Below are 13,907 nucleotides of genomic sequence, written 5' to 3' on the forward strand. Positions count from 1 at the left end.
CCTGTCGGCGCGGCCGGGCCCATCCGCACGCGCCGGCACGCTCAGGGCGTGTCCGCGCTCAGCCCTTGATCCACCAGCAGCCGAAGTGCCGGATCAGTCCGAACACGGTATGCGAGGGCGTGCTGCCGTTGGCCAGGGTCTGCTCGACCCGCAGCGCCACCGGCAGGCGGCGGGCCTGCGGCACGTACTCGGGTTCGGGCGCGGCGGGTGCGAGCTCGGAGCCGGGCTCGATGTCGGCCGTGGGATCGACCTCGACCCAGCCCTGGTTCTGCGTCGGCGGCGCTACGACCGGCGGTGCGGCCGCGGCCGGCATGATCGGCACGATATCGACCAAGGGCCGCCGGGCGATGGTTTCCAGGCGTTCCAGCACCGAATAGGCGGTGCTGCCGGACATGCCGGTCCAGTGATAGACCCCGGCCAGCCGATTGCCGTCGTGGGCGTCGATCGCGCTGGTCATCTGGTACACCAGATCCTGCACGTTGCGCGCGCAGCCGCCGCGATAGCCGCCCTTGGATGCGGCCGCGCCGGCGGGCGCGCGTGGGAGGCTGTCGCTGCTGCCGATGTCCTCGCAACGGCGGTCGGTGAACACCGCCGCGCCGTCCGGGCCGACGCAGCGCCGGATCTGGGCCTGGCTTTCGCGCGGCCACAGCAGGGCCGCGAGCGACAGCAGGGCTAGGGCGCAGACACGGACGTACCAAGGCATCGCCGCAGCGTAGCGCCGGCGCGTAGCCGGCGACAGTGCGGCGGTCGCAGTCCGTTCACGCTGCGGCAGCCTGCGCGGCCCCGGCGCAAGCCGGAGCGCGCTGACCGGCTCAGCTCAGGCGCGAGAGCACGCTCAGGGTCGGCTTGGAGAGATTGAGCGTGTAGAAGTGCAGGCCGGGCGCGCCGCCGTCGATCAGGCGCTGGCACAGCTGCGCGACCACGTCGGCGCCGAACTCGCGCAGGCTGTCGACGTCGTCGCCGTAGGCCATCATGCGCTGCTGGATCCAGCGCGGGATCTCGGCGCCGCACAGGTCGGAGAAGCGGCGCAGCTGGCTGAAGTTGGCGATCGGCATGATGCCCGGCACGATCGGCACCTCGATGCCGGCCGCGCGCACGTCGTCGACGAAGCGGAAATAGGCGTCGGCGTTGTAGAAGTACTGGGTGATCGCGCCGTTGGCGCCGGCGCGGACCTTGCGCTTGAAGTTCTCCAGATCGCTGTGCGCGTCGCGCGCCTGCGGATGCATTTCCGGATAAGCGGCGACTTCGATATGGAAGTGGTCGCCGGTTTCGGCGCGGATGAACTCGACCAGCTCGTTGGCGTAGCGCAGGTCGCCGGCGCTGGCCATGCCCGAGGGCAGGTCGCCGCGCAGGGTGACGAGGCGACGGCAGCCGATCTCGCGGTACTGGTTCAGCAGTTGGCGGATCTCGGCGCGGGTGCCGCCCACGCAGGACAGATGCGGCGCCGCGTCCAGGCTGTGCGCATCGCGCAGATGGCGCACGGTGTCCGGGGTGTAGCTCAGGGTCGAACCGCCGGCGCCGAAGGTGCAGGACACGTAATGCGGCTTGCGCGCCTTGAGCTTGGCCGCGGTCTTGTCCAGCTGCGCGCGCTGCTCGTCGGTCTTGGGCGGATAGAACTCGAAACTGATCGGCAGCATGGGCGCGGGGCAGGCGACGGAGTGGTGTCCATGGTATCTCTTCATCGCGATGAAATAAAATCAAGTTGGGCCAGCCCTTGATCGCAGGTCCTGCCGGCCCAAACCTGGCCTTAGACCCCGCTGCGCGCATACGGTGAACACGCATGTCCGAACAGGTGCTCGACAACCCGATCTGGGAATCCCTGGCCAGCCGGCATCGCGCGCTGGCGCTGAGCGCCGGCGCGGCCGCGCGCTATCCGGCCCAGGTGGCGCCGTTCCTGGGCGTGCCCGAGGCCGGCGCCGCGGTCGAGGACGCGCTGGAAACCCTGGTGCCGGCCGGCGACACGGCGCTGGTGCTGGGGCGCGCGCCGGCGGTGTCCGCGCGCTGGCAGCTCACGCATCTGGCCGAGCTGGCGCAGATGATCTGCGAGCGACCAGTCGCCGCGGTCGAGGGGCCGCAGATCGTGCCCCTGGACGAGAGCCGGCGCGAGGACGTGCTGGCGCTGACCGCGTTGGTATATCCGCATTACTTCCGGCCGCGCACGCCCGAGCTGGGGCGCTACTTCGGCATCTATCAGGACGGCCGGCTGGCGGCGATGATCGGCGAGCGCATGGGCACGCAGGCGTACACCGAGATCAGCGCGGTCTGCACGCATCCGGATTTCAACGGCCGCGGCTATGCGCGCCGGTTGCTGGTGTTTCTGTCCAACGATAACCACGCGCGCGGGCTGATCCCGTTCCTGCACGTGAGCCAGGAGAATCCGCGCGCGATCGGGTTGTACGAGCAAAACGGTTATCGGCTGCGGCGCGAGATTCCGTTCTGGTCGTTGCGGCGGGTGCAGGCGTAACTTCGCTGGCTGGCGCGATCGCGGCTTACGCCGCTCCCACAGAGAGCCAGGCTTCCGCGGGCGATCGGAGCGTTGCGTCATTCTCGAAGCCGCGGCTTTGGGGTAGGAGCGGGGTAAGCCGCGATCGCGTCGCTTCGTCCGTCCGCGTGGTCGCGGCTTGCGCCGCTCCTACAGGGGGCAGCGCGTAGCTTGCGACTGGGCGGGTTGGCGCATCAAAAGTGGATGCTCGCCATTGCCGTTCCTACAAGGGCGAGCGCGTAGCGTGCGGTGGCAACCGCACGGCCTCGCGATGCCATGACACGCGCGCGTCCTCGCGATCGCGCTACAACTCGCCCAAAAAAAAACGGGCGCCGAGGCGCCCGTTTTCGTCTTGCTTCGCAACGGCCTCGCGGCCGGCGTCGATCAGTAGCGGTAGTGATCCGGCTTGTACGGACCGTCGGCCGACACGCCCAGGTAGGCGGCCTGGTCGTCGGTCAGACGGGTCAGCTTCACGCCGATCTTCTCCAGGTGCAGACGCGCGACTTCTTCGTCCAGCTTCTTCGGCAGGATGTAGACCTTCGGCTCGTAGCTGTCCTTGTTCGCCCACAGGTCGATCTGGGCCAGGGTCTGGTTGGAGAACGAGTTCGACATCACGAAGCTCGGGTGGCCGGTGGCGCAGCCCAGGTTGACCAGGCGGCCTTCGGCCAGCAGGAAGATCGAGTTGCCGTTCTTGAAGGTGTACTTGTCGACCTGCGGCTTGATGTTGAGCTTGGTCGCGCCCGAAGCGTTCAGCGCATCGACCTGGATCTCGTTGTCGAAGTGGCCGATGTTGCAGACGATGGCCTGATCCTTCATCTGCGACATGTGCTCGAGCGTCAGCACGTCCTTGTTGCCGGTGGTGGTGACGTAGATGTCGCCACGGCCCAGGGTGCTCTCGACGGTGTTGACCTCGAAGCCTTCCATCGCGGCCTGCAGGGCGTTGATCGGGTCGATCTCGGTGACCACGACGCGGGCGCCGTAGGCGCGCAGCGAGTGGGCCGAGCCCTTGCCGACGTCGCCGTAGCCGCACACCACCGCGACCTTACCGGCCAGCATCACGTCCATCGCGCGCTTGAGGCCATCGGCCAGCGACTCGCGGCAGCCGTACAGGTTGTCGAACTTGGACTTGGTGACCGAGTCGTTGACGTTGATCGCCGGGACCAGCAGGGTGCCGGCTTCGGCCAGCTGGTACAGGCGGTGGACGCCGGTGGTGGTCTCTTCGGAGACGCCCTTCCAGTCCTTGACCACGGTGTGCCAGAAGCCCGGACGCTCCTTGGCGACGCGCTTGAGCAGGTTCTTGATGATCTGCTCTTCGTGCGAGGAGGCCGGCTCGTCGACCCACTTGGAGCCGTTCTCGAGCTCATAGCCCTTGTGGATCAGCAGGGTCACGTCGCCGCCGTCGTCGACGACCAGCTCCGGGCCCTTGCCGCCCGGGAAGGTCAGCGCGTCGAGCGTGCAATCCCAGTATTCCTCGAGGGTTTCGCCCTTCCAGGCGAACACCGGGGTGCCGGTGGCCGCGATCGCGGCGGCGGCGTGGTCCTGGGTCGAGAAGATGTTGCACGACGCCCAGCGCACGTCGGCGCCGAGGTCCTTCAGGGTCTCGATCAGGACCGCGGTCTGGATGGTCATGTGCAGCGAACCGGTCACGCGCACGCCCTTGAGCGACTGCGCGGCGGCGTACTTCTTGCGGATCGACATCAGGCCCGGCATCTCGTGCTCGGCGATATCGAGTTCCTTGCGGCCCCAATCGGCCAGCGAGATGTCGGCGACCTTGTAATCGCCGTCGGTGGAGAAGGTCTTGGCTACTGCGTTCATTTTTAGCTCCGATTTTTGGGGTCTGCCGCGTCGAGACCGGCATGGGGCCGGAATGCGCGGGGACCGCGGACATCGGGCGCCGTTACGTTTGGAATCCGCCAAGCCTGGCCGCGCTCTTGCGTCGCGGTCGCAGCGCCCCTCGGCGAACCGGCAGAATTGTACCGGTAGTCGCCGCCGGAAGCCGCTATTCTCGACTCAGGGGAGGGCTCTGGCGCCCGGCCCCGTTCATCGACGGACCGCCCACCGGCAGGGGATCCACCGCCGCGGCGCGGCCGTTCCGCCATCACTACGCAAGCGGATCGCCCATGAAGAAGCCCTTACGGCCTGGTTGTGTCTCCCTGGCCCTGATCGCCACCCTGTTGCTAGCGCCGGTTGCCGTGTTCGCGGCCGCGCCGGCCAAGCCCGCCGCCACCGACAACGGCTACCGCCTGCCGCCGGCCGCGCTGCAGGCCCTGGTCGACGCCCCGCGTCCGCCGCAGCTGATGCTGAGCCCGCGCCGCGATCTGGCGGCGATGATGCAGGTGCCCAATCTGCCCGGCATCGACGTGGTCGCGCAGCCCGAGCTCAAGCTCGCCGGCGTGCGCATCAATCCGCGCACCTACGCCCAGAGCCGATTCAGCTTCGGCACCGATTTGTGGCTGCTGGATATCGCAACCCGCAAGGACCTGCGCCTGCAGGGCCTGCCGCAGCCGCTGGCCTTGGCCAGCGTCAGCTGGTCGCCGGATCAGAGCCAGATCGCCTTCAACCACGTCGACGCCAAGACCGGCGCCAACGAGCTGTGGGTGGTCGATGTGGCCACGCGCAGCGCGCGTCGTCTGACCGCACAGCCGCTGAACACCGTCAGCGGACGCGGCTACACCTGGATGCCCGACAGCCGCCGCCTGCTGGTGCAGCTGCAGCCCGAAAACCAGGGCGCGCCGCCCGCGTCCGACGGCATCCCGACCGGTCCCGCCACCCAGCAGACCCAGGCCGGCGGCTCGGTGCGGCAGCTGCGCACCTACCAGGACCTGCTCAAGAATGAGGCCGACGCGCGCCTGTTCGCGCACTACCTGCGCTCGCAGCCGGCTCTGATCGATCTGGGCGGCAAGCTCGCCAAGGTCGGCCTGCCCGATCTCTACCAGTCGCTGACGCCGTCGCCGGACGGCAAGTTGCTGCTCGCGCAGCGGATCGAGCGGCCGTTCTCCTACGTGGTGCCCTCGTTCTACTTCCCGCGCCGGATCGAAGTGCTGGCGCTGGACGGCAAGCTGGTCAACGAAATCGCCAAGCTGCCGCTGTTCGAGGGACTGCCCAACGGCAACGACGCGGTGCCCACCGGCGTGCGCGATATCGGCTGGCGCGCCGATGCGCCGGCGACCCTGATCTGGGCTGAGGCCCAGGACGGCGGCGATCCGGCCAAGCAGGTCGCGATCCGCGATGCGGTGCTGATGCAGGCCGCGCCGTTCGAGCAGCCGCCGGTGACCCTGGCGCGGTTGGGCACGCGCGTGTCCGACATCGAATGGGGCCGTGGCGACCTGGCCCTGATCAGCGAGTCGTGGTGGAAGACCCGCCAGACCAAGCAGTGGCGCGTGGCGCCGGACGACGTCGGTCGCGAGCCGCAGCTGGTGTTCGAAGGCTCCTACGAGGACCGCTACAACGACCCCGGCACGCCGGCCACGCAGAGCGACGCGGCCGGCAATCCGCGCCTGATCCTGGAGGGCGACAACGTGTTCCTGATCGGCGACGGCGCCTCGGCCGAAGGCGACCGCCCGTTCGTGGACAAGTTGAATCTCGCCGACGGCAAGAAAACCCGTCTGTTCCACTCGCAGGCGCCGTACTACGAGTACCCGCGCGCGCTGCTCGACAACGCCGGTACGCGCGTCATCAGCACGCGCGAATCGCCGACCGAGCCGACCAACTACTACATTCGCGACCTGAGCCAGGCCGAGGCCGCGCCGACCGCGCTGACCCGCTTCGCGCATCCCACGCCGCAGCTCAAGGACGTCAAGAAGGAGCAGATCCGCTATAAGCGCGCCGACGGCGTCGAGCTCACCGGCACGCTCTACCTGCCGCCGAAGTACGAGCCCAAGCGCGACGGCCCGCTGCCGCTGCTGATGTGGGCCTATCCGCAGGAGTTCAAATCCGCCAGCGCCGCCAGCCAGGTCACCGACTCGCCTTATCGCTTCAACGCGATCAGCTACTGGGGCCCGCAGGCTTTCCTGGCGATGGGCTACGCGGTGCTCGACGATCCTTCGATGCCGATCGTGGGCGAGGGCGACAAGGAGCCCAACGATACCTATCTGGAACAGCTCACCGCCAGCGCCCAGGCGGCGGTGGACGAGGTGGTGCGGCGCGGCGTCGCCGATCGCGAACGCATCGCCATCGGCGGCCATTCCTACGGCGCCTTCATGACCGCCAACCTGCTCGCGCACACGCGCCTGTTCAAGGCCGGCATCGCCCGCAGCGGCGCCTACAACCGCACCCTGACGCCGTTCGGTTTCCAGGCCGAGGAGCGCAATTACTGGCAGGCGCAGAGCACCTACGAAACCATGTCGCCGTTCAACTTCGCCGACAAGATCAAGGATCCGATCCTGCTGATCCACGGCGAGCAGGACAACAACTCCGGCACCTTCCCGATCCAGAGCGAACGCATGTACGCCGCGATCAAGGGCCTGGGCGGCAACGCCCGCCTGGTGATGCTGCCCAACGAGGCGCACGGCTACCGCGCGCGCGAGTCGATCCTGCACATGCTGGCCGAGTCGAACGACTGGCTGGAACGCTACGTCAAGAACGGCAAGGCCGAGGCCAAGGCGGCGCAGGCCGAGGGCAAGGGCGGAAAGAGCAAGGCCGGCAAGTAAGCGCCGGCAGCCGCGCGATAAGGGGCGCCTAGGCGCCCCTTCTCGTTTCAAGGCGGGGGCGTGAGGCTGCGGATCGGAATCCGTCGCCGCTGCGGTTTGGCCAGGGCATACTCCTGCGCCGACAGCGAGGCGCCCCAGAATTCCTCGACGCTGGGCCCGTTGCGGCTGCGTCCGCCGGCGAAGAAGAACTCGAACAGCTCGCGCAGCCACACCCGCCGGCCCATGCGCACGTACCAGCGCATGCCCTTGAGCACCTCGCGGTCGGGGTGCAGCAGGCTGCGGTAGAGCGCGCGCGGGCGCAACTGCACGATCGCCTCGATCGCCTTCACCCACAGCAGCACCCGCCACGGCGGCACCCGCGTGGTCGCCAGCACCTGATGCTTGTAGTCCCACTTGCGCGCGTCGGTCTGGATCACGCGCCGGTCGGCGACGCTGTCGTAATAGGGCGTCCAACGATGCGGGGTGACGTAGAGCAGTTGGATCTGGTCGGGGTCGTAGCGCAGCAGGTGGCGCAGCGAATTCCAGTAGTCGCGATCGCGCTCCTCGTCGAAGCCCACCACATAGGTCGCCATCGAGATGATCCCGTGCGCGCGCAGCAGACGGATCGCTTCGCGGTCCTCGCTGACGCTGGCGCCCTTGCGGATCTTGCTCAGGGTGGCTTCGGAATAGCTCTCGATGCCGAGCAGGAAACGGATCACGCCCGCGCGCTTGTACAGGTGCAGGATGTCGGCGTCGCGCACGATGTCGCCGGCGCGGGTCGAGCCGACCAGGGTCAGATCGACGTTCTCCGCGATCAGCGCCTCCAGGAAGGCCTGCCAGGCTTTGCGCGAACCTGTCGGCAACTCGTCGGCGAAGTTGATCAGGCGCACGCCGTGTTCGCGGTGCAGGCGCGCGAGCTCGCGCGCGAATTTGACCGGATCGCGATGGCGCCAGCGGCTCCAGAAGCCGCGCTGGCCGCAGTAGCTGCACAGGTAGGGGCAGCCGCGCGAGAACTGCACCACCACCGCCTTCATGCCGCCCCAGTAGGAATAGCGGTCGTGGTCGATCAGCTCCCAGCCGACCCGGCACTGGTCCAGGTCCAGGATCATCTCGGCCTGGCCGGTCTCCACGATGCGGCCGTCGTCGCGGCGATAGGCCAGCCCCGGCACGCCGGCCAGGTCCTCGCCGCGCGCCAGCGCCTGCGCGAGCAGGGTCGCGGTGCGCTCGCCCTCGCCGCGCACCACGATGTCCACCGCGGCTTCGCGCTCCAGCACGTCGCGCCAGTGATAGGTCGGATAGACGCCGCCGTAGACGATGCGCAGCTGCGGACGCTCGCGCTTGAGGCGCGCGGCGATGCGGGCGATGGTCGGATGCGCCGAGGTCGAGCCGGAGTGACCGACCATCAGCAGATCGGGCGCGGCCGCGAGTACGCGCCGCACGATCTCGTCGATCGTCAGCGGACCGAACTCGGCGTCCAGCAGTTCGACCGCGAAGCCTGCGTCGATCAAGGGTCCGCCGATGCTGAGCAGGCCCAGCGGCGGCAGTTGCTCGCGCGGGATGCGGCTGCCGATCGCGGTGTGCGGCGGATTCAGCAGCAGGATGCGGAAATCGTTGGGATCCATGGCGACCGCTCCTGGCTGCTATCAGCGGCGGCGACGGGTGAGGGCGCCCAAGGCGGCGCGGACCAGGCCGACCGTGCCGACCACCGCGCCGCTCGCGATCAGCGCGAAGCCGATCGGTATCAGCGCGAACGGCTCGTGCAGCACGCCGTCTTCGTCGATGCTGACACCGATCAGGCGGAACGCGATCAGACACAGGCTGCCCAGGCACAGCAGCGACACGGCGACTTGCGAGGTTAGGGACGGGCTGGACACGACGGCGGGCTCCTGCGCTGCGATGGCAACAGGCTGGGCCGTGCGGGTGCGCGCAGGATGAGGCGTCTGTGAAGCGAGCGTGGCGCCTCGGCTATGCGAATGCCATCAAGGCGCCGCTCTGCTTCCCCCTTTGTTGAGGGGGATTGAGGGAGATTTGCTTTTGCGCCCCCCAAACAAAAACGGAGCGCCGAGGCGCTCCGTTTTCGTGGCGACGCCCGAGGGCGCGGCGCTACTTACTTCTTGATGCCGGCGTCCTTGCGCAGATCGTCGGCCTTGTCGGTCTTTTCCCACGAGAACGCGGTCGCGGTGTGCTTCTTGCCGGCGCCGTCGGTGTAGGTGACGTCGCGCGGCTTGCGGCCGAAGTGGCCGTAAGCGGCGGTCAGCTGATAGACCGGGTGGATCAGGTCCAGCATCTTGACGATGCCGTACGGGCGCAGGTCGAAGTGCTTGCGGATCAGCTTCTCGATCTTGTCGTCGCTGATCTTGCCGGTGCCGAAGGTGGTGACCGAGATCGAGGTCGGCTCGGCCACGCCGATCGCGTACGAGACCTGCACTTCGCACTTGTCGGCCAGGCCGGCGGCGACGATGTTCTTGGCGACGTAGCGCGCGGCGTAGGCGGCCGAACGATCGACCTTGGACGGATCCTTACCCGAGAACGCGCCGCCGCCGTGACGGGCCATGCCGCCGTAGCTGTCGACGATGATCTTGCGGCCGGTCAGGCCGCAGTCGCCCACCGGGCCGCCGATCACGAAGATGCCGGTCGGGTTGATGTGGACCTTGCTCTTGGGCAGCTTTTCCAGCCACGCCTTCGGCAGCACCGGCTTGAGGATGTGCTCGTACACGCCCTCGACCAGGTCCTTCTGCTTGATGCCCGGATCGTGCTGGGTCGACAGCACGACCGCGTCGAGGCCGGCGACCTGGTGCTTGTCGTCGTAGCGCAGGGTGACCTGCGACTTGGCGTCCGGACGCAACCACGGCAGCTTGGAGTTCTTCTGCTTGCGGACCTTGGCCTGCTGCTCGACCAGACGGTGCGAGTAGTAGATCGGCGCCGGCATGAACTCCGGGGCTTCGTTGCAGGCGTAGCCGAACATCAGGCCCTGGTCGCCCGCGCCCTGTTCTTCCGGCTTCTTGCGGTCGACGCCCGCGGCGATGTCCGGCGACTGCTTGCCGAGCATGTTGATGATCGCGCAGGTGTGGCCGTCGAAGCCGACGTTGGAATTGTTGTAGCCGATGTCGTTGATGACCTTGCGCGCCAGCGACTCGATATCGACCCAGGCCGAAGTGGTGACTTCGCCGGCGACGATCGCAGCGCCGGTCTTGACCATGGTTTCGCAGGCCACGCGCGCGCGCTTGTCCTGGGCCAGGATCGCGTCCAGCACCGCATCGGAAATCTGGTCGGCGATCTTGTCCGGATGGCCTTCGGACACGGACTCGGAGGTGAACAGGTAGCTGGACATCGGGCGAATATCCTTCGATTCGGATAAAAAGATGGCCGCCTATGATACAGGCTGTGCCGGTTCGGCGCATTGTGCCCATTTCCGGCGTTGCCGGGTCGTTAAGCGGCTGTCACACGCCTGAAGCCCCAGCGCCATCGGACTGTCTCCGGCGCGGCCCAGGCTGCGCGGCATACCGCCGCCACCGCGACGCCAGCACATGCTGCAACTCGAACGCCGCCTGCAAGAACGCTTCCCGCAGTGGTTTCGGGGCCGCCGCGAGCGGCTGGCCCGGCCGCTGCTGCGCACCATCGGGCGCTGGTCGAAGTTCGACGCGGTCGACGGTTTCCTGGCCGAGAACGGCCACCTGCGCGGTTTCGCCTTCGTCGGCGCGGCCCTGGAGTTCCTGCAGGCGCGTTACAGCGCCGATCCGGCCGAAAAGCAGCGCATTCCGGCCAGCGGACGCCTGCTGGTGGTCGCCAACCATCCCTCCGGCGCCATCGACGCCCTGGCCCTGCTGGACCTGGTCGGCAGCGTCCGCCGCGACGTGCGCATCGTCGCCAACGACCTGCTGCAGGCCCTGGAAGGGCTGGACGGGCTGATCCTGCCGGTCAAGATCCTCGGCGGCCGGCCCAGCGCCGAGAGCCTGCAGGCGATCGAGGCGGCGCTGGAGGCCGAGCAGTGCGTGATCGTGTTCCCGGCCGGCGAAGTCGCGCGGCTGGGTCTGCGCGGGGTCACCGACGGGCGCTGGCGGCGCGGTTTCCTGCGTTTCGCGCGCAAGACCGGCGCGCCGGTGCTGCCGGTGCGCATCGAGGCGCGCAATTCGGCGCTGTTCTACGGCGCCTCGGCCCTGTTCAAGCCGGCCGGCACCGCGCTGCTGGCGCGCGAGATGTTCGCGCGCGGCTCGCGCCGGATCGCCTTGCGCATCGGCCGCCCGCTGAGCCTGCCCGCCGACGCCGACCCCGACCGCCTGCTGCGCGAGGTGCGGCGCGAGCTGCACGCGATCGGCACCGTGCGCGAGCGCCCGGCGCCGGAAGGCCCCGAGCCGCTGATCGACGCGGTCGACCCGATCGCCCTGCGGATCGAGATCGCGGCCCTGACCTCGCTGGGCCAGACCTTCGACGGCAAGCAGATCCGGGTCGGCCGGCTGCAGCCGGGCTCCAAGCTGTTGCGCGAGATCGGTCGCCTGCGCGAGCTCACTTTCCGCGCGGTCGGCGAGGGCACCGGGCGGCGCCTGGACGTGGACCTCTACGACAGCTGGTACGAGCACATCGTGCTGTGGGACGCGGCCGCGGCCAAGATCGCCGGCGCCTATCGCATCGCGCGCGGTGCCCAGGTGCTGGCCGAGCGCGGCCTGGCCGGGCTCTACACCGCCTCGTTGTTCCGCTACGCCGACGACACCGTGCCGCGCCTGGCCCAGGGCATGGAGTTGGGGCGCAGCTTCGTCGCGCCCGACTACTGGGGCAGCCGCAGCATCGATTATCTGTGGCAGGGCATCGGCGCCTACCTGGCCCGGCATCGCAAGGTGCGCTACCTGTACGGCCCGGTTTCGATCAGCGCCGCGCTGCCGCCGGCCGCGCGCGAACAGATCGTCGCCTACTACGCGCGCTACTACGGCGCCGAGGAGGGCGAAGCGGTGTCGAAGCAGCCCTTCGTCTACCGCGCCGCGCCGCCGCAGTTCGACGAACTCGATGCCGGTACCGCGTTCCGGGTGCTGCGCGGCAATCTGGACGCGCTGGGCGCGACCTTGCCCATGCTCTACAAGCAGTACACCGAATTGTGCGAGCCGGGCGGGGCGCGGTTCCTCGCCTTCGGCGTGGACCCGGCCTTCAGCGACGCGGTCGACGGCCTGATCGAGGTCGATCTGGAGCGCGTGCGGCCGAAGAAGCGCGAACGCTATCTGAGCGTGGTCGACCCGGCGGCCGAAGCGGCCGCGGCGCGCCACGACGATGCTTCCGTCGCCAGCGAGAGCCGCGTATGAGCCCGTCGATCGCCCAACTGCCGCCCCGTCGCCGCGCCGTGTTCCTGTCGGACGTGCATCTGGGCGCCAAGCATTGCCACGCCGCCGAACTGGCGGAGTTCCTCGGCCACCTGCGCTGCGACCGTCTCTATCTGGTCGGCGATATCGTCGATCTGTGGTGGATGGCGCAGAGGCGCATGACCTGGGGCGCGGCCCAGTACCGCGTGATCGAGGCTCTGCACGCGCTGCGGCGCGCGGGCACCGAACTGATCTACGTGCCCGGCAATCACGACCGGCCGATCCGGCGCTTCTGCGGCCTGGCCTTGCCGCGCATGTCGATTCGGCGCCGCAGCATCCACGTCACCGCCGACGGCCGCCGCCTGCTGGTCACCCACGGCGACGACTACGACGGCGTGACCCACTTCGGCGGGCTGCAGGAGCAGTTCGGCGACTGGCTGTACTACCGCATCCTCACCGGCAACCAGATGCTCAATCGCGTGCGGCGCCGCTTCGGCCTGCGCTACTGGTCGCTGTCTGAATTCCTCAAGCGCCGAAGCGGCGCCGCCGAGCGCTACATCGCGCGCTTCGTGCAGGCCGGCCTGGACGACGCGCGCCGACGCGGCCTGGACGGGGTGATCTGCGGGCATATCCACCGCCCGGGTCTGTTCGAACGCGACGGCTGCGTCTACGCCAACGATGGCGATTGGGTCGAGAGCCTGACCGCGTTGGCCGAGGATCCGGACGGCAGCCTGCGCCTGCTCTCGCACAACGGCGACACCCTGGCGATGCTGCCGGCGCGCGCGCCGCGCCTGCCGGACGCGCAGCTCCCGCACGCGGCTTGAAAGTTAGTCGAAACGTTCGATTCCTGGCGTGCGATTCAGGTAGACGCCGACCAGTCGGCGTCATCTCGATTCGTCATCCCCGCGAAGGCGGGGATCCAGTGACTTCAGCGTCATGTCGAGGCGTGCCGTCGAACGCCGAACTTCGTGAGCTCGCCTCAGAACGCAGCGGCCACACTAGACCAAACCCCGCGCTGCGCGCGAAGCTGTAGCCAACGAGCTCAGCCGCAAAAACCCACCCCCGCATCCGCCAACCGCCCGCCCAGCGTAGGGGAGGGCGGCAAGCGGCGGCGGATGCGTCGCGACTACTTGGCGGCTACGTCGCGGTCCTGCATGCCGCCCAGCGCGACCCGGTGCTCGCCGACCTGGATGGTCTGGCCGGCCATCAGGCGCTGGTAGCGTTCGTTGCCGAGCGCGCGCTTGAACTGCGCGAGCGAACGATCGTAGCTGCGGGTGTATTCGGCGAACGCGGTGCGGTTGCCGACGATCATCTGGACCTTGCGTTCGCTGAGGCCGGTTTCCTGCGACAGCGTGCCGACGACTTCATTCGCATAGACCGGTGCGGTAGCGGCCATCGCGACGACGAACAGTGCGGTTCTTGCGTTCATGACGTTCTCCGGTCGGGCCTCCTGGCCCTGTGGCTGCGACGTCGCCGCAGGCCGGTGTGGGGTGACTCCGGCACTCGTATGAT

11 protein-coding genes and 1 riboswitch are annotated in these 13,907 nt (G+C 68.6%); of the genes, 4 read left to right on the forward strand and 7 right to left on the reverse strand.

Features of this window, described 5'->3' with window-relative positions:
• Window positions 1–58: 58 nt before the first annotated feature.
• Together ASE43_RS11890 and metF are read right to left on the reverse strand one after the other, a co-directional pair.
• Window positions 59–703 carry a hypothetical protein gene (locus ASE43_RS11890; RefSeq protein ID WP_057160587.1) on the reverse strand — a complete coding sequence of 215 codons (645 nt, stop codon included), beginning with the start codon at window positions 701–703 and terminating at the stop codon, window positions 59–61.
• 109 nt (window positions 704–812) lie between these two features.
• On the reverse strand, window positions 813–1,637 hold the full coding sequence (metF, locus tag ASE43_RS11895) for a methylenetetrahydrofolate reductase [NAD(P)H] (RefSeq protein ID WP_056179507.1): 825 nt from the start codon (window positions 1,635–1,637) through the stop codon (window positions 813–815).
• A 143-nt stretch (window positions 1,638–1,780) separates the two neighbouring features.
• Here metF and ASE43_RS11900 point away from each other — a divergent pair, with 143 nt between their 5' ends.
• Window positions 1,781–2,464, forward strand: a complete 684-nt coding sequence (locus ASE43_RS11900; protein ID WP_056179510.1) for a GNAT family N-acetyltransferase — start codon at window positions 1,781–1,783, stop codon at window positions 2,462–2,464.
• Between the two features lie 402 nt (window positions 2,465–2,866).
• On the opposite strand, the gene ahcY is transcribed toward ASE43_RS11900, so the two are convergent.
• Complete coding sequence (gene ahcY / locus ASE43_RS11905; protein WP_057160588.1) at window positions 2,867–4,297, reverse strand: adenosylhomocysteinase; 1,431 nt, start codon at window positions 4,295–4,297, stop codon at window positions 2,867–2,869.
• A gap of 67 nt (window positions 4,298–4,364) precedes the next feature.
• A riboswitch (S-adenosyl-L-homocysteine riboswitch) is annotated at window positions 4,365–4,444 on the reverse strand.
• Window positions 4,445–4,602: 158 nt separating this feature from the next.
• Between ahcY and ASE43_RS11910 the strand changes: the two genes are divergently transcribed.
• A complete protein-coding gene (locus ASE43_RS11910) occupies window positions 4,603–7,131 on the forward strand; it encodes a prolyl oligopeptidase family serine peptidase (RefSeq protein WP_057160589.1) in 2,529 nt (842 codons plus the stop codon).
• A gap of 47 nt (window positions 7,132–7,178) precedes the next feature.
• On the opposite strand, the gene bchE is transcribed toward ASE43_RS11910, so the two are convergent.
• The 3 genes from bchE to metK form a co-directional block, all read right to left on the reverse strand.
• A complete protein-coding gene (gene bchE / locus ASE43_RS11915) occupies window positions 7,179–8,732 on the reverse strand; it encodes a magnesium-protoporphyrin IX monomethyl ester anaerobic oxidative cyclase (RefSeq protein ID WP_057160590.1) in 1,554 nt (517 codons plus the stop codon).
• Between the two features lie 21 nt (window positions 8,733–8,753).
• A complete protein-coding gene (locus ASE43_RS11920; protein WP_157499872.1) occupies window positions 8,754–8,984 on the reverse strand; it encodes a DUF3955 domain-containing protein in 231 nt (76 codons plus the stop codon).
• Window positions 8,985–9,217: 233 nt separating this feature from the next.
• Window positions 9,218–10,441 (reverse strand): methionine adenosyltransferase, encoded by a 1,224-nt coding sequence (gene metK / locus ASE43_RS11925; RefSeq protein WP_056179524.1) that lies wholly within the window; start codon window positions 10,439–10,441, stop codon window positions 9,218–9,220.
• Between the two features lie 196 nt (window positions 10,442–10,637).
• Here metK and ASE43_RS11930 point away from each other — a divergent pair, with 196 nt between their 5' ends.
• Window positions 10,638–12,398, forward strand: a complete 1,761-nt coding sequence (locus tag ASE43_RS11930; RefSeq protein ID WP_057160592.1) for a lysophospholipid acyltransferase family protein — start codon at window positions 10,638–10,640, stop codon at window positions 12,396–12,398.
• Window positions 12,395–13,219 carry a UDP-2,3-diacylglucosamine diphosphatase gene (locus tag ASE43_RS11935; RefSeq protein WP_056179530.1) on the forward strand — a complete coding sequence of 275 codons (825 nt, stop codon included), beginning with the start codon at window positions 12,395–12,397 and terminating at the stop codon, window positions 13,217–13,219. Before ASE43_RS11930 ends, ASE43_RS11935 begins: the two co-directional genes overlap by 4 nt.
• Window positions 13,220–13,521: 302 nt before the next feature.
• On the opposite strand, the gene ASE43_RS11940 is transcribed toward ASE43_RS11935, so the two are convergent.
• Window positions 13,522–13,824 (reverse strand): hypothetical protein, encoded by a 303-nt coding sequence (locus ASE43_RS11940; protein ID WP_157489415.1) that lies wholly within the window; start codon window positions 13,822–13,824, stop codon window positions 13,522–13,524.
• Window positions 13,825–13,907 lie beyond the last annotated feature (83 nt).

This window comes from Lysobacter sp. Root983, assembly GCF_001429345.1.
Lineage (GTDB): Bacteria > Pseudomonadota > Gammaproteobacteria > Xanthomonadales > Xanthomonadaceae > Lysobacter.